The sequence below is a fragment of the Chromobacterium sp. S0633 genome (assembly GCF_024158805.1).
In the GTDB taxonomy this organism is placed as follows: domain Bacteria; phylum Pseudomonadota; class Gammaproteobacteria; order Burkholderiales; family Chromobacteriaceae; genus Chromobacterium.
On the sequence record NZ_JAMZGH010000045.1, the window covers coordinates 17,987 to 32,807 of the forward strand.

13 protein-coding genes are annotated in these 14,821 nt (G+C 64.8%); 4 read left to right on the top strand and 9 right to left on the bottom strand.

What is annotated here, in order from left to right; all coding sequences use genetic code 11:
• Positions 1-100 precede the first annotated feature (100 nt).
• The 4 genes from NK214_RS20595 to NK214_RS20610 all read left to right on the top strand — a co-directional run bounded on the left by NK214_RS20595 (position 101) and on the right by NK214_RS20610 (position 6,799).
• Positions 101-1,957 (top strand): methyl-accepting chemotaxis protein, encoded by a 1,857-nt coding sequence (locus tag NK214_RS20595; protein ID WP_227106585.1) that lies wholly within the window; start codon positions 101-103, stop codon positions 1,955-1,957.
• A 184-nt stretch (positions 1,958-2,141) separates the two neighbouring features.
• A complete protein-coding gene (locus NK214_RS20600; protein WP_253315369.1) occupies positions 2,142-3,458 on the top strand; it encodes an aspartate aminotransferase family protein in 1,317 nt (438 codons plus the stop codon).
• 42 nt (positions 3,459-3,500) lie between these two features.
• Entirely contained in the window at positions 3,501-4,988 is a 1,488-nt protein-coding gene (locus tag NK214_RS20605) for a CoA-acylating methylmalonate-semialdehyde dehydrogenase (RefSeq protein ID WP_253315370.1), read from the top strand.
• Positions 4,989-5,161: 173 nt separating this feature from the next.
• Positions 5,162-6,799, top strand: a complete 1,638-nt coding sequence (locus tag NK214_RS20610; RefSeq protein ID WP_253315371.1) for a methyl-accepting chemotaxis protein — start codon at positions 5,162-5,164, stop codon at positions 6,797-6,799.
• 33 nt (positions 6,800-6,832) lie between these two features.
• On the opposite strand, the gene kynA is transcribed toward NK214_RS20610, so the two are convergent.
• From kynA to NK214_RS20655, 9 genes are all read right to left on the bottom strand, one after another.
• Entirely contained in the window at positions 6,833-7,675 is an 843-nt protein-coding gene (gene kynA / locus NK214_RS20615) for a tryptophan 2,3-dioxygenase (RefSeq protein WP_253315372.1), read from the bottom strand.
• Between the two features lie 165 nt (positions 7,676-7,840).
• The gene (gene lnt, locus NK214_RS20620) at positions 7,841-9,325 is read right to left on the bottom strand and encodes an apolipoprotein N-acyltransferase (RefSeq protein ID WP_253315373.1); all 1,485 of its coding nucleotides are present in this window, start codon (positions 9,323-9,325) and stop codon (positions 7,841-7,843) included.
• A gap of 269 nt (positions 9,326-9,594) precedes the next feature.
• Positions 9,595-10,446, bottom strand: coding sequence for an HlyC/CorC family transporter (locus NK214_RS20625; protein ID WP_019102982.1), 852 nt, complete (start codon positions 10,444-10,446; stop codon positions 9,595-9,597).
• A 3-nt stretch (positions 10,447-10,449) separates the two neighbouring features.
• Positions 10,450-10,956 (bottom strand): rRNA maturation RNase YbeY, encoded by a 507-nt coding sequence (ybeY, locus tag NK214_RS20630; RefSeq protein ID WP_107797937.1) that lies wholly within the window; start codon positions 10,954-10,956, stop codon positions 10,450-10,452.
• Positions 10,937-11,923 carry a PhoH family protein gene (locus tag NK214_RS20635; RefSeq protein WP_253315374.1) on the bottom strand — a complete coding sequence of 329 codons (987 nt, stop codon included), beginning with the start codon at positions 11,921-11,923 and terminating at the stop codon, positions 10,937-10,939. The genes ybeY and NK214_RS20635 overlap by 20 nt, the downstream gene beginning before the upstream one ends.
• An 82-nt stretch (positions 11,924-12,005) precedes the next feature.
• On the bottom strand, positions 12,006-12,293 hold the full coding sequence (locus NK214_RS20640) for a YciI family protein (RefSeq protein WP_235084807.1): 288 nt from the start codon (positions 12,291-12,293) through the stop codon (positions 12,006-12,008).
• Positions 12,294-12,377: 84 nt separating this feature from the next.
• Positions 12,378-13,712 carry a tRNA (N6-isopentenyl adenosine(37)-C2)-methylthiotransferase MiaB gene (miaB, locus tag NK214_RS20645; RefSeq protein ID WP_107797940.1) on the bottom strand — a complete coding sequence of 445 codons (1,335 nt, stop codon included), beginning with the start codon at positions 13,710-13,712 and terminating at the stop codon, positions 12,378-12,380.
• Positions 13,713-13,784: 72 nt separating this feature from the next.
• Complete coding sequence (locus NK214_RS20650) at positions 13,785-14,177, bottom strand: hypothetical protein (RefSeq protein ID WP_107797941.1); 393 nt, start codon at positions 14,175-14,177, stop codon at positions 13,785-13,787.
• A 115-nt stretch (positions 14,178-14,292) separates the two neighbouring features.
• A complete protein-coding gene (locus tag NK214_RS20655) occupies positions 14,293-14,808 on the bottom strand; it encodes a GNAT family N-acetyltransferase (protein ID WP_253315375.1) in 516 nt (171 codons plus the stop codon).
• Between the last annotated feature and the right edge of the window lie 13 nt (positions 14,809-14,821).

The following is a 14,821-nucleotide window of genomic DNA, read 5'->3' on the forward strand; positions in this document are numbered from 1 at the left end:
GAATGATCATAACAGCGCTTTGTCGTGAATTGACAAGCAATCGCGGCGAGCCAAGTCGAATTGGGGATGGAGGACGGAAATGCGCTCTTTGCGTGTAAAGTTGATTGTATTCATTGCGGTGCTGCTGGTTCTGCTGGGCGCCATCATTACGACCCTGGTCTACACCCAGATGCGCAACGAGATTGTCCAGGGCGTGGATAACGAGTTGTCCAGCACCTCGCGCGGCTACGCCAACCTGGTCAAGGATTGGTACGGCAGCAAGGTCAAGGTGGTGATCGCCGGCAATCCGGTGGTGGGCACGCCCGAGCCCATGCCGATGCTGGCGCGCCTGAGCCAGGCCGGCGGCTACGACATGACCTATATCGGCACCGCCGATCACAAGATGATCCGTTCCGACTTCAAGCCGCAGCCGGCGGGCTACGACCCGGTGGCGCGGCCCTGGTATCAGCAGGCGCAGGCCAGCGGCAAGCCGGGCGTGTCCGATCCCTATGTCGATTTCGACACCAAGAAACTGGTGGTGACCTTCGTGTCGCCGGTGTTCGACGGCTCCACGCTGAAAGCGGTGGTGGGCGGCGACATCTTCATCGACGACTTGGTCAAAACCGTGCTGTCCGCCAAGCTGCGCGGCAATGGCTACGCCTTCCTGGTGGACAAGGCCGGCAAGGTGATCGCCCATCCGGACACCACGCTGACGCTGAAGCCTCTGGCGGAGAAAGTGCCGGCGCTGACCGGCGAGAAGCTGGTGCAGCTGTCCACCAGCAGCGCGATGGAGGAGATCGAAGTCAACGGCGAAACCAAGCTGGTGCAGGTGGACCCGGTGGAGGGGACCAACTGGCTGCTGGGCGTGATGATAGACAAGTCCGTGGTCAGCGAGCCGCTGGAAAAACTGCTGCTGACCGTGGTGGGCCTGGGCGCGCTGTGCGTGGTGGTGCTGATCCCGGTGGCCAGCGTGATGCTGAGCAAGATGTTGGCCGGCCTGGGCCGCTTGCGCAACGCGATGCTGGAGATCTCCAAGGGCGAGGGCGATTTGACCCGACGCATCGAGGTGCAGGGCCAGGATGAGATCGCCGAAACCGCGACCGCGTTCAACAGCTTCATCCATCGTTTGCAAAGCATGTTCGTGGCGGTGCGCACCGAGGCGGAAAACGTCACCAACGGCGTGCAGAGCGTGGCCACCACGGTGGATCAGGTGGCGCGCGATTCCCGGCAGATTTCCGACGTGTCCAGCTCCAACGCCGCGACGCTGGAGGAAATCACCGTCAGCATCTCCCATATCGCCGACGCCGCGCGCGAGGCGGATTCGCTGGTCAACCACACCGGCACCGTGTCCAGCGAAAGCGCCGACGAAATGCAGCGCATCTCCCGCGAAATGAACAGCACGGTGGAGGCGGTGAAGGGCTTGTCCGGCATGTTGGTGTCGCTGGATCAACGCTCGCAGCAAATCAGCGGCATCACCAATGTGATCAAGGACATTGCCGATCAGACCAACCTCTTGGCCTTGAACGCGGCGATCGAAGCGGCGCGCGCCGGCGAAATGGGCCGCGGCTTCGCGGTGGTGGCGGACGAAGTGCGCAAACTGGCCGAGCGCACCGGCCAGGCCACGGTGGAGATTTCCAGCATGGTCAGCACCATCCGCGAGGAAACCAGCCAGGCGGTGACCAATATGCAGCGCACCGTCAGCTCGGTGGACGACGGCGTGGAACTGACCGACAGCGCGGTGCAGCGCATCGAGCAGATCCAGCAGGCGATGCAGGAAGTGATGGCCAAGATGAACGAGATCACCTTGTCCACCAGCGAGCAGCACAAGGCCACCACCTTGATCGCGCAGAGCACCGAGCAGATCAACGGCCGCATCGTCGACAGCGACGGCGCCCTGCAGACTGTGCACGACACCTTGAACGATTTGTCGCAGGCGGCCAAGGACATGCGGCAGCTGTTCTCCAGCTTCCGCGTTTAAGCGAGCTGACGCGACACAGGAAACCCGGCTGCGGCCGGGTTTTTTCATGGCTGGCGGCGGTAACCGTATTGGTGTTTTCGCCGATACGGGATGCTGAAAAACAGCGCGAACTGTACCTGTAATTGTATTGGTCGCGCGGCTAGATTAGTCGTCATCATTCGGCAAAACGCCAGGGGAGACAACGATGAATCAGCCGCAGATGGACGCGTTCTGGATGCCCTTCACCGCCAACCGCCAGTTCAAGAGCGCCCCGCGCATGCTGGTGAGCGCCGACGGCATGTATTACACCGACGACCAAGGCCGCCAGATCCTGGACGGCAGCGCCGGCCTGTGGTGCGTGACCGCCGGCCACAACCGCAAGCCCATCGTAGAGGCGGTGCAGCGCCAGGTGGCGACGCTGGATTACGCGCCGCCGTTCCAGATGGCGCACCCCAAGGCCTTCGAGGCCGCCGACAAGCTGGTGGCGATGGCGCCCAAGGGCTTGAGTAAGGCCTTCTTCGTCGGCTCCGGCTCGGAGGCGGTGGACACCGCGCTGAAGATGGCGGTGGCCTATCACCGCGTGCGCGGCGACGCCGCCCGCGTCAAGCTGATCGGCCGCGAGCGCGGCTATCACGGCGTCAACTTCGGCGGCGTCTCGGTGGGCGGCATGGCCGGCAACCGCAAACACTTTCCGGTGTCCCTGCCGGCGGTGGACCATTTGCGCAGCACCCATGATCTGGCGCGCAACGCCTTCAGCCGCGGCGAGCCGGAGCACGGCGCCGAATTCGCCGACGAACTGGAAGCGCGCATCCTGACCCTGCACGACCCGTCCACCATCGCCGCCGTCATCGTCGAGCCGATGGCCGGCTCCACCGGCGTGCTGATCCCGCCCAAGGGCTATTTGCGGCGCCTGCGCGAAATCTGCGACCGCTACGGCATCCTGCTGATCTTCGACGAGGTGATCACCGGCTTCGGACGCCTGGGCGCGGATTGGGCGGCCAACAAGTTCGGCGTGCTGCCGGACATCATCACCTGCGCCAAAGGCCTGACCAACGGCGTGGTGCCTATGGGCGCGCTGTTGGTGAAGCCGGAGATCCACGACGCCTTCATGGCCGCCGCCGGCGAGCGCATGATCGAGTTCCCCCACGGCTACACCTATTCCGCCCATCCGCTGGCCTGCGCCGCGGCGATCGCCTCGCTGGACCTGTACCGCGAGGAGCAATTGTTCGAGCGCGCCGCCGGCTTGTCCGCTTATTTCGAGGAGCGCGCGCACGCCTTGCGCGGCCAGCCCTACGTCAAGGACATCCGCAACCTGGGCCTGGTGGCCGGCATCGAAATGGACAGCCACCCCGGCGCGGCCGGGCAGCGCGGTTTCGACGTCTTCCTCAAGTGCTGGGAACAAGGCGTGCTGGTGCGCTTTACCGGCGACATCCTGGCGGTGTCGCCGCCCTTGATCATCGAAAAGCACGAGATCGACCGGCTGTTCGACACCATCGCCTCCGCCTTGCGCGCCTGCGAGTAAGCGCGACGCCGAATACTCAACTCATTCGAATTGGAACATAAGATGCAAACCATTCCTCATTACATCGGCGGCGAACGCTGCGAAGGCCGGAGCGGCCGCTTTGGCGATGTCTACAACCCGGCGCTGGGCAGCGTCGCCGCCCGCGTGCCGCTGGCGAGCCCGGACGAGGTGCAGGCCGCGGTGGCGGCGGCGCGCAAGGCCTTTCCGGCCTGGGCGGAAACCTCGCCGCTGAAGCGGGCGCGGGTGATGTTCAAGTTCAAGGAGCTGCTGGAGCAGAACCAGCAGCGCTTGGCGGCGCTGATTTCCAGCGAGCACGGCAAGGTGGTGTCCGACGCCATCGGCGAAGTCGCCCGCGGCCTGGAAGTGGTGGAGTTCGCCTGCGGCATTCCGCAGTTGCTGAAGGGTGAGTTCACCGAACAGGTGGGCGGCGGCATCGACAGCCATTCCATGCGTCAGCCGCTGGGCGTGGTGGCCGGCATCACCCCGTTCAACTTCCCGGCCATGGTGCCGCTGTGGATGTTCCCGGTGGCCTTGGCCTGCGGCAACTGCTTCATTCTCAAGCCGTCCGAGCGCGACCCGTCCGCCGCGCTGCTGCTGGCCGATCTGTTGCAGCAGGCCGGCCTGCCGGCCGGCGTGTTCAGCGTGGTGCACGGCGACAAGCAGGCGGTGGACGCCTTGCTCGCCCATCCCGACATCGCCGCGCTCAGCTTCGTCGGCTCCACGCCGATTGCCCAGTACATCTACGAAACCGGCGCGCGCCACGGCAAGCGGGTGCAGGCGCTGGGCGGCGCCAAGAACCACCTGGTGGTGATGCCGGACGCGGATCTGGACGGCGCGGTGGAGGCCTTGATCGGGGCCGCTTACGGCTCGGCCGGCGAGCGCTGCATGGCGATCTCGGTGGTGCTGGCGGTGGGCGACATCGGCGACGCGCTGGTGGAGCGGCTGGCCGAGCGCGCGCGCAGTCTGAAGATAGGCGTGGGCGACGACGCGGCGGCGGAAATGGGGCCGCTGGTGACGCGTCAGCACTTGGACAAGGTGACGGGTTATGTCGAGCAGGGCGTGGCCGAAGGCGCGCAGCTGGTGGTGGACGGCCGCGGCTACCGCCATCCCGGTCACGAGGATGGATTTTTCCTGGGCGGCTGCCTGTTCGACCATGTGACGCCGGAGATGAGCATCTACAAGGAGGAAATCTTCGGGCCGGTGCTGGCGGTGGTGCGGGTGCCGGACTTCGACAGCGCGGTGAGCCTGATCAATGCCCATCCCTTCGCCAACGGCACCAGCATCTTCACCCGTTCCGGCGGCGCCGCGCGCGAATTCAGCCACCGCATCCAGGTGGGCATGGTGGGCATCAATGTGCCGATCCCGGTACCGATGGCCTTCCACAGCTTTGGCGGCTGGAAAGCCTCGCTGTTCGGCGACCATCATATGCACGGCCCGGAAGGCGTGCGCTTCTATACCCGGATGAAGACGGTGACCAGCCGCTGGCCGGCCAAGATGACCGCCGAATTCGTGATGCCGACGATGAAGTAAGGATGGAATGACGACTCTGGACGCGTGCTCGCGTTCAGTTGAAACCCGGAGCGATCCGGGTTTTTTTTATGCTGTTGATATTTTTCATCGAAATGTATCAAACTGGGATTAATCGCATAAAAAGAGCGATCAGCGCTGTCTAGAATAAGCTAACAAGGTGTGGGGAGATGGAAATGAACAAAACAACAATGAGCCTGCGCGGCCGTTTGCTGCTGCTTTTGGTGGCGATGGCCCTGCTGGTGACGGCGATAGGCGTGTTGTCGGTGATGCGCGAGCGGGACACCATGTTGCTGGACCGCAAGGACAAGACGCGCAATCTGGTGGAATCGGCGGCGGCCTTGGTGACGTCCTACGAGAAGATGGCGGCGGACGGCAAGATGAGCGAGCCGCAGGCCAAGCAACTGGCGGCGGCGGCGCTGAGCAGCATGCGTTACGACGAGCGCGAATATTTCTTCGCCTTCGACAAGGGCCTGACCTATGTCGCCCACGGCGTGAAGCCGGCCTTGATCGGCAAGAATCTGCACGGGGTCAAGGAGGGCAGCGGCCAGGACATGGGCCAGTTGTTCGACCAGGCGCTGAGCGCCGGCGGCGGCAAGGGTTATGCCGCTTATGTCTGGGACAAGCCGGGCTTCGACGCGCCGCAGCCCAAGATCTCCTATTTGATGACCTCGCCCGGCTGGGGCTGGGTGCTGGGCACCGGCATCTATCTGGACGATGTGGCGGCCGCCTATCACAAATCGCTGTTCAACCTGGCGCTGGAAGTCGGCGTGATCCTGCTGCTGCTGGCCGGTCTCGGCGGTTACATCATGCGCAGCGTGCTGGGCCAGCTGGGCGGCGAGCCGGCGGTCACCGTGGACATCGTCAAACGCATCGCCGCCGGACAGCTGGATATGGACGTGCCGGTGAAAGCCGGCGACCGCGACAGCCTGCTGGCCAATGTGGCCGGCATGCAGGGGCAGTTGCGGCAGCTGGTGGGCGACATCGCCGCCGCGGCCAGCCGGGTGTCGGAGATGAGCGCCGACGTCAGCAGCCACGCCAGCGAAGTGGCCAACGGTTCGGAGAAGCAAAGCGAGGCGGCCACCTCGATGGCGGCGTCGATCGAAGAACTGACCGTCAGCATCAACCATATTTCCGACCGCGCCCAGGATGCCCGCAGCCTGTCCGAGCAGTCCGGCGAATCGTCGCAGCAGGGCAGCGAGGTGATCTCGCGAGCGGTGGCGGAAATGCGCCGCATCAATGAATCGGTGGAATTGGCGGCCGGCACCATCAATGAACTGGTGGACAAGGCGCAGGTGATCTCCGGCATCATGCAGGTGATCAAGGACATCGCCGATCAGACCAATCTCCTGGCCTTGAACGCGGCGATCGAGGCGGCGCGCGCCGGTGAGCAGGGCCGTGGCTTCGCGGTGGTGGCGGACGAGGTGCGCAAGCTGTCCGAACGCACCGCCCAGGCCACCGAGGAGATCGCCGGCATGATCGCCGAGATCCAGCAAAGCTCCACCCAGTCGCACGGCTCGATGGAAGAGGCGGTGCGGCGCGCCAAGAACGGCCTGGAACTGGCCGAGCAGGGCGGCGCGGCGGTGGGCGAAATCAGCCACAGCGCCAGCGGCGTGCTGGGCGTGGTCAACGATATTTCCCACGCGCTGAAGGAGCAGGGCACCGCCAGCCAGGACATCGCCCAGTACGTCGAGCAAATCGCGATGAGCTCCAGCAAGAACGCGCAGGCGGCGTCCACCGCCTCGGCGGCGCTGGTGGACATGCGCCAGCTAGCCGGCAATCTGCGCGGGCTGGTGTCGCGCTTCCGCTGTTGAGCAGGCGGCGCGGGGGCCCGTGCCGCCGCCGTGTCAGCGGCCGATTTCTGTACGCACGTCCAGCAACTCCGGGAAGAAAGTCAGCTCCAGCGCCTGCTTGAGGAAACGCACGCCGCTGGAGCCGCCGGTGCCTTGCTTGAAGCCGATGACCCGCTCCACTGTCTTCATATGGCGGAAGCGCCACAGGTGGAAGTATTCCTCCACGTCCACCAGCTTTTCCGCCATCTCATAGGCTTCCCAGTGCTGCTGGGGCTGGTCGTAAATGAGCTTGAACAGCGGGATCAGCTCCGGATTGCGCTGATAGGGCTGCGACCAGTCGCGCTCCAGGCTGGAGGCCGGCACCGGCAGGCCGCGCCGCGCCAGGTGGCGCAGGAATTCATCGTACAAGCTGGGCGCGTCCAGGATGGCTTGCAGCGAGGCGTGTTTGTCCGCCTCATGGGCGAATACATTGAGCATCGCCTGGTTCTTGTTGCCCAGCAGGAATTCGATGGAGCGATATTGATGCGATTGGAAGCCGGAGGAATTGCCCAGCACATCGCGGAATTCCATGTATTCCGACGGCGTCAGCGTCTCCAACACCGCCCATTGCTCGAACAGCAGGCGCTGGATCTGCTTGACCCGCGCCAGGCATTTGAAGCTGGGGCCCAGCGTGTCCTGCTGGACGAAACGCACCGCTGCCTGCAGCTCATGCAGCATCAGCTTCATCCACAGTTCGGAGGTCTGATGCTGGATCACGAACAGCAGCTCGTCGTGGTGCGGCGGATCGGACAGCGGTTTCTGACAGGCCAGCAGCTGGTCCAGGCATAGATAACCGCCATAGCTCATGCGCTCGGAAAAGTTGGTGACGATCCCGGCTTCCAGTTTTCTCTCGTTCATCTTGATTCCCTTGTAGAGGCGGCGCGGCGTTTCTTGGTGTGGTTTCGGCGCAGGGCCGGTTCGCGTCGCCGGCGAATGATGATCGGGAATCCGGGGCCGAATGTCAAAACGCGCGATGTTCCAGCATGGAAACATCGCGCGTTCGCTGGGTGGAGCCGGCAACGCTCAAGGACGGTGCTTGCGCCCCAGCAACATGGCCAGCAGCAGCAGCGCCGCGCAGCCTATCAAGACCGGGGCGTTGCCGTGCTGCATATAGGGGGTCAGCCCCTGGCGGCCCTGAGCGAAGCCTTGCAACACCTGGCGGGTATAGGGCGCCGCCACCGAGGCGATCTCGCCGTCCGGGCGGATGATGGCGGTCATGCCGTTATTGGTGGCGCGCAGCATGTAGCGGCCATTTTCCAGCGCCCGCGTCTGCGACAACTGCAAGTGTTGGCTCATCGCCACGCTCTTGCCGAACCAGGCCAGATTGCTGACGTTGGCCATGATGCTGGCCTGGGCCGCCGGGCCTATCAGCTCCTCGCCGAAGCTGTCCTCGTAGCAGACGTTGAAGGCGATCTTCTCGCCGGCCAGCGGCAGCGGTGGCTGGTTGGCGCCGCCGCTGCTGAAGCCGGACATCGGCATATTCATGAACTGGTAAATCCAGCCGATCAGCCCCGGCACCGGGATGAATTCGCCAAACGGCACCAGGTGGTCCTTGGCGAAGAAGGGCCGGCCCGGCGTGGTCAGCGCCACCACCGCGTTCAAATAACCGCGGCCGTCGTTGGTGCGGCGCGGCACGCCGGTGGCCAGCGCCATGCCGGCGCGCTGGGCCTGGCCTTCCATCATGCTCAGATAGCCGGACGGCAGGTCGTCGAGGAAGAGCGGCAGCGCGGTTTCCGGCAGCAGCATCAGGTCGGCGCGGGTGGTGGCCACTTGCTGGTAATACACGCGCAGCGATTCTTCCAGGTTTTCCGGCGACCATTTCAGTTCCTGAGCGATATTGCCCTGGGCCAGCGCCACGCTGATCGGCTTGCCCTGCGGCTGGGTCCATTCCACGCTCTTGAGCCAGAAACCGTTGCCCCACACCGCCAGCGCGGCGACCAGCAGGCCGGCGCGCATCTTCCAGCCGCTGTGGACCATCAAGGCCAGCGCGCCGGCGGACAGCGCCACCAGGTAGGTGACCAGGTGGGAGCCGCCCAGCGGCGTATAGCCGGCCAGCGGGCTTTCCGTGATCTGCGAGTAGCCGGCGGCGGCCCAGGGGAAGCCGGTCAGCACCCAGCCGCGCAGCCATTCCCCCAGTTCCCACAGCGCCGGGAAGGCCAGCAGCCAGCGCTGCCACGGCTTGGCGGTGACGCGGGCGCTCAGCCACATCGCGAGGCCCGGGTAGAGCGCCAGATAGGCCGGCAGCAAGAGCACCAGCGGCAGGGCGATCCAGGCCGGCAGGCCGGCCACGTCGTGCAGGCTGTTGTAGATCCAGTTGAAGTTGCTGGTGTAGGCGGCCAGACCCCAGACATAGCCGATCCAGAACGCGCGCTGCGGGTGGCGTTGAGTCAGGTCGGCCAGCGCCGCCAAAGACAGCGGCATGATCCAGAATAGCCGATAGGGGGCGAAGGCGAACAGTGTGAGGCTGCCAGCCAAGGCGGCTGCCAGCAGGACCAGTAAAGTGCGCATGGTAGGCATCAGGCGAAGCCGGCCGGCAAAAGCCGGCCGACGGATTGTCAAATAGCTGATCTTCATCTTAGGAGCGGGCGGCGCGGGCTCCAAGCCCAATCCGGCCGCCGGCTTCCGGCAGCGGCGTTCAGCGTCTGTTCACGCTCTTGCGAGTGTGGGCGAGACAAGGCCGAAACGGCTGGGAAAGCGCAATGCGCAGGCGGCGCATGGGCGTTTCTCAGCCGTGCTCAAGCCAGGCCTCCGCCGCGAAGCGGAAGGCGCGCCGCTTCTCAGACCTCGCTGGTTTCCCCGGCCTGAATCCGCTCCACCAGCAGGGTGTCGACGCGGCGGTTGTCGGCGCGCAGCACGGTGAAGCGCAGGCCGGCGGCTTCCACCGCCTCGCCGCGCTTGGGCAGGTGGCCGGTCAGCGAGATCACCAGGCCGCCGACGGTGTCGACGTCGTCGTCTTCGAAATCGGTTTCAAAGTAATGATTGAAGTCCTCGATCTCGGTCAGCGCCTTGACCCGGTAGCGCTGATGGCCGCGCACCGGCAGGATGTCTTCCTCGTCGTCCTCGGTGTCGTATTCGTCCTCGATGTCGCCGACGATCTGCTCGATCACGTCCTCGATGGTCACCAGGCCGGACACGCCGCCGTATTCGTCCACCACCACCGCCATGTGATTGTGGGTGGCGCGGAAATCGCGCAGCAGCACGTTCAGCGGCTTGGACTCCGGCACGAACACCGCCGGGCGCAGCACCGCCTTCAAGTCGAAGCTGGCCGGCGCGTGGAAATAGCGCAACAGTTCCTTGGCCAACAGAATGCCCAGCACGTCGTCCTTGCTGTCGCCTATCACCGGAAAACGCGAGTGTCCGGAGTCGATCACCATCGGCAGGAAGCGGGTGATCGGGTCGTCGCAGCTGATCACGTTCATCTGGCTGCGCGGAATCATCACGTCGCGCACGGTCAGCTCGCTGACTTCCAGCACGCCCTCGATCATGCCGAGCGCTTCCGCGTCCAGCAGATTGCGCTCGAAGGCGTTGTGCAAGAGCTCGATCAACTCTTCGCGATCTTCCGGCTCGCGCAGCAACATGGTGGACAGGCGTTCCAGCCAAGTCGGCCGCGGTTTACTGGGGTCTTCCATTTCTTAGAACTGCTCCTCTCGATAAGGGTCGGGATATCCTAGCCTCTGCATGATGACGGTTTCAAGCGCCTCCATGGTTTCGGCTTCGTCGTCTTGTTCGTGGTCAAAGCCTTGCAGGTGCAGCATGCCGTGCACCAACAGGTGGGCGTAATGCGCTTGCAGCGGCTTGTTTTGCTCGGCGGCCTCTTTTTCCACCACCGGCGCGCACAGCACCAGATCGCCGATCAAGGGCAGGCCGGGCACCGGCTCGCCCTCGTTGAGGGCGAAGCTCAGCACATTGGTGGCGTAGTCCTTGCCGCGGTAGTCATGGTTCATTTGGCGGCCTTCGTCGGCATCCACGATCAGGATGCTGACCTGGGCCTGTTTGACGCCGGCTTGCAGCGCCGCCTGGCTCCAGCGGCGCAGATCGGCGGGCCGCGGCAGCGCGGCGGTTTGACTGCGCACGTCCAGGCTCAGTTCCAGGCGCGCGGCCAGCCGCGCCAGCAGCGGGTTACGCTTGGCTCTTTTCATCTTGCTTGCTTTGGTATTGGTCGTAGGCGTCGACGATTTTCTGCACCAGCGGGTGGCGCACCACGTCGTCGCTCTGGAAATGGTGGAAATGGATGCCGCGGACCTTGTCCAGGATGCGTTCCACTTCGACCAGGCCGCTTTTCTGATGGCGGGCCAGATCGATCTGGGTCACGTCGCCGGTGATCACCGCCTTGGAGCCGAAGCCGATGCGGGTCAGGAACATTTTCATCTGCTCCGGCGTGGTGTTCTGCGCCTCGTCCAGAATGATGAAGGCGTTGTTCAGCGTGCGGCCGCGCATATAGGCCAGCGGCGCGATCTCGATCAGGTTCTTCTCGAACAGCCGGGTCACGCGGTCGAACCCCATCAGATCGTACAGCGCGTCGTACAGCGGCCGCAGATACGGGTCCACTTTCTGCGCCAGGTCGCCGGGCAGGAAGCCCAGCTTCTCGCCGGCCTCCACCGCCGGGCGCACCAGCACGATGCGCTTGACCGCGTCGCGCTCCATCGCGTCCACCGCGCAGCCCACCGCCAGATAGGTCTTGCCGGTGCCGGCCGGGCCGATGCCGAAGGTGATGTCGTGTTGCTGGATGGCCTTGATGTAGCGGCTCTGGCGCGGCGTGCGGCCGCGCAGATCGCCGCGGCGGGTCACCAGCACCGGCGCGTCTTCGTCGTCGGTCGCGGCCGAGGCGCCGTGGGGCGCGTGGCGGCGCAGTTCCACCAGGCACAGTTGCACGTCGTCTATCGACAGCTCCTGTTTTTCCGCCAGCAGATAGAGCCGGGTCAGCGCCTCCACCGCGGTCTTGGCCTGTTCGCCCTGGACGCGGAAACTTTCGCCGCGGCGCTGCACCGTCACGTCCAGGCCGGTTTCTATCTGTTTCAGGTTTTCGTCCAGCGGGCCGCACAGGCGGGCCAGCCGTTCATTGTCGACAGGGTTGAAGCTCAGGGGTTCGGCGTGCGATGTAGTCATGCGGCTCGTAGTCTGGGTCGTTGTCGGCGGCCCGCCGCGGGGCGGGACGGCCGATGGACAAGGGTTAGGGCTGCGGCGCTCATCAAATGTTCCGCAGACAATCCAGTTCCGGCGCGCTCATGCTGGCGTGGAACTCGGTGATTTCGTAGCGGGCGAGGCCGGCGACGGCGAAGGGGTCGCGTGCCAGCAGCGCTTCCAGCTCGGCGCGTTCGCCGCGCGCCAGGATCACGCCGCCGGTGCGCGGCGTCTTGCGGCCGGAGGCCAGCAGCAGGCCGGCGGCGTAGCCCTGCTGCAGCCAGGCGACGTGTGCTTCCAGCTGCGCGTCGATGTCGGACAGCGGGGCGATGTAGCTTAGCGAAACAATGAACATGGCGGCATCAGCGTGAAGGGAAAGCGCCAAGCATACGCCGGCCCGCGGCGGCCGGCGCGAAAAAATGGCGGACGGGCGTCATGCTCAGGCGGTTTCCGCGATCAGCGCCTCGCCCACCAGCGAGTGGGGGCGGGCTTCGGTGATGCGCAGATCAATCATCTGATTGAGCAGGCGCGGGTGGCCGGCGAAGTTGACCACGCGGTTGTTGGCGGTGCGCGCCGCCAGCATGGCGGCGTCCTTCTTGGACACGCTTTCCACCAGCACGCGCTGCACCGTGCCCACCATCGCCTGGTTGATGGCGAAGCCCTTGGCCTCGATCACCTCGTTCAGGGCTTCCAGCCGGCGCACTTTTTCCGCGTGCGGGGTGTCGTCCGGCAGATTGGACGCCGGCGTGCCCGGACGCGGGCTGTAGATGAACACATAGCTGAAGTCGACTTCCATGTCCTTGACCAGCTTCAGCGTCTGTTCGAAGTCGGCCTCGGTCTCGCCGGGGAAGCCGACGATGAAATCGGACGACAGACACAGATCCGGCCGCAGCGCGCGCAGCTTGCGGATGATGGATTTGTACTCCAGGCCGGTGTAGCCGCGTTTCATCGCGGCCAGCACGCGGTCGGCTCCGCTTTGCACCGGCAGGTGCAGATGGGACACCAGCTTGGGCAGCTTGCCGTAGCAATCGATGATGCGCTGGCTGAACTCGCGCGGGTGGCTGGTGGTGAAGCGGATGCGCTCCACGCCCGGCACTTCGTGCACGTATTCCAGCAGCAGCGCGAAGTCGGCGATTTCGCCGTCGGCCATCATGCCGCGATAGGCGTTGACGTTCTGGCCCAGCAGGGTGATTTCCTTGACGCCCTGGACGGCCAGACCGGCGATTTCGGTCAGCACGTCGTCGAAGGGGCGGCTGACTTCCTCGCCGCGGGTGTAGGGCACCACGCAGAAGGAGCAATACTTGGAACAGCCTTCCATGATGGACACGTAAGCCGCGCCGCCCTCCACCTTGGCCGGCGGGATGTGGTCGAACTTCTCGATTTCCGGGAAGGAGATATCCACCTGGGAGTTGCCGCTGGATTGGCGCGATTTGATCAGGTCCGGCAGTCGGTGCAGGGTTTGCGGGCCGAACACCACGTCGACGTAAGGCGCGCGCTTGACGATGGTTTCGCCTTCCTGCGACGCCACGCAGCCGCCGACGCCGATGATCAGATCGGGCTTGGCCTCTTTCAGCGGACGGATGCGGCCCAGGTCCGAAAACACTTTTTCCTGCGCCTTTTCGCGCACGCTACAGGTGTTGAACAGGATGATGTCGGCTTCTTCCGGCTTGTCCGTCTTGATCATGCCTTCGGAGTCGGACAGCACGTCGGCCATTTTGTCCGAGTCGTACTCGTTCATTTGGCAGCCGAACGTCTTGATGTATACCTTTTTCATTGCAGCTAGATTCCAGCGTGTTTCAGTTCGCCGCCGGGCCGGACCCGACAAGCGCGCCGCGAGCGGCTGAGTTTATTGGGACGGCTGGGCGGCCGCTTCGGCTTCCCTTTGCTTCAGCAAGTCCACTTCCTCGGGGCGCAGCACCCAGATCCGGTTGATCTGGCCTTGCATATTGAAGGTGACCCCCACCGGCCGGCCTTCCAGATTGTCCAGTTGGCCGCGCAGCAGGAAGCGGTTGTTCTCGTCGAAGATGCGCAGACCGGGCGCCAACGGGAATTGGCGCTCGGAGCGGATGAAGATGCCGAGCAGACTTTCCAGCAAGGAGCGGTCTTTCTTGACGAACTCGATGGTGGCGTCGTTAGCGGCGCGGACCGTGCCGGCCTTCAGTTCCATCGGCAGCAAACGGCCGGCCAGGGCCGGGGCGGCGAGCCATGCCGCGCAAAGGGCGACTATGAGTATTTTCATAAGGAATTGAATACGTTGCGCGCGATTCTATCATAGCTTGGCCATGGGGCTGGCCAAATCTTCCTTGCAGCATAGGCGTTTTGGCGCGCCGACGCGGCCCGCGTTCACCCTGCGTTCACAAGGAGCGCCGCATGCCGACCGCGTCTTCGCCGTAAGCCCGGCGGGTGTAATCGTCGCGCGCGCAGGGCTGATAGCCAAAGCGTTTCCAATAGCGCGCGGCGCCCTGAACCGCCACCAGCCGCGCCTGGCGCAGCCCGCGCCGCCGGCCCTGGCCCAGCACGGTTTGCACCAGCCGCGGCCCCAGGCCGTGGCCGCGCGCGTCCGGATGCAGCGCCAGATCGTGGATGAACAGGGTGTCCACTGCGTCCGGCAGCCTCTCCAGCGGGCGGTTGAGGCTGGGCGGCCGGCCGGCGGTCCAGGGATGGGCAAACACATAGCCCAGCAGCTGGCCGGGACGCTCCGCCACCCAACAGGTGTCCGGCGACAGGCGGTGGCGCGAGGCCAGCGCGTCCCGGCTCTCGATCAGCGACGGCGGATAGCAGTGTTGCTGAACTTGCAGCACGGCGGGAAAATCTTGAACTTGCATCGGGCGCAGGACAATGGCGTCCTGCCGGCGACAGACTGCGGACATCGGGTGCGGGCCA

What these genes read in the sequence shown, in the direction of transcription:
- NK214_RS20655 (WP_253315375.1), bottom strand. Translation starts at nt 14,808, where the DNA reads ATGTCCGCAGTCTGTCGCCGGCAGGACGCCATTGTCCTGCGCCCGATG.
- NK214_RS20650 (WP_107797941.1), bottom strand. Translation starts at nt 14,177, where the DNA reads ATGAAAATACTCATAGTCGCCCTTTGCGCGGCATGGCTCGCCGCCCCG.
- NK214_RS20640 (WP_235084807.1), bottom strand. Translation starts at nt 12,293, where the DNA reads ATGTTCATTGTTTCGCTAAGCTACATCGCCCCGCTGTCCGACATCGAC.
- NK214_RS20625 (WP_019102982.1), bottom strand. Translation starts at nt 10,446, where the DNA reads ATGGAAGACCCCAGTAAACCGCGGCCGACTTGGCTGGAACGCCTGTCC.
- kynA (WP_253315372.1), bottom strand. Translation starts at nt 7,675, where the DNA reads ATGAACGAGAGAAAACTGGAAGCCGGGATCGTCACCAACTTTTCCGAG.
- NK214_RS20600 (WP_253315369.1), top strand. Translation starts at nt 2,142, where the DNA reads ATGAATCAGCCGCAGATGGACGCGTTCTGGATGCCCTTCACCGCCAAC.
- NK214_RS20610 (WP_253315371.1), top strand. Translation starts at nt 5,162, where the DNA reads ATGAACAAAACAACAATGAGCCTGCGCGGCCGTTTGCTGCTGCTTTTG.
- lnt (WP_253315373.1), bottom strand. Translation starts at nt 9,325, where the DNA reads ATGCGCACTTTACTGGTCCTGCTGGCAGCCGCCTTGGCTGGCAGCCTC.
- NK214_RS20635 (WP_253315374.1), bottom strand. Translation starts at nt 11,923, where the DNA reads ATGACTACATCGCACGCCGAACCCCTGAGCTTCAACCCTGTCGACAAT.
- NK214_RS20605 (WP_253315370.1), top strand. Translation starts at nt 3,501, where the DNA reads ATGCAAACCATTCCTCATTACATCGGCGGCGAACGCTGCGAAGGCCGG.
- ybeY (WP_107797937.1), bottom strand. Translation starts at nt 10,956, where the DNA reads ATGAAAAGAGCCAAGCGTAACCCGCTGCTGGCGCGGCTGGCCGCGCGC.
- miaB (WP_107797940.1), bottom strand. Translation starts at nt 13,712, where the DNA reads ATGAAAAAGGTATACATCAAGACGTTCGGCTGCCAAATGAACGAGTAC.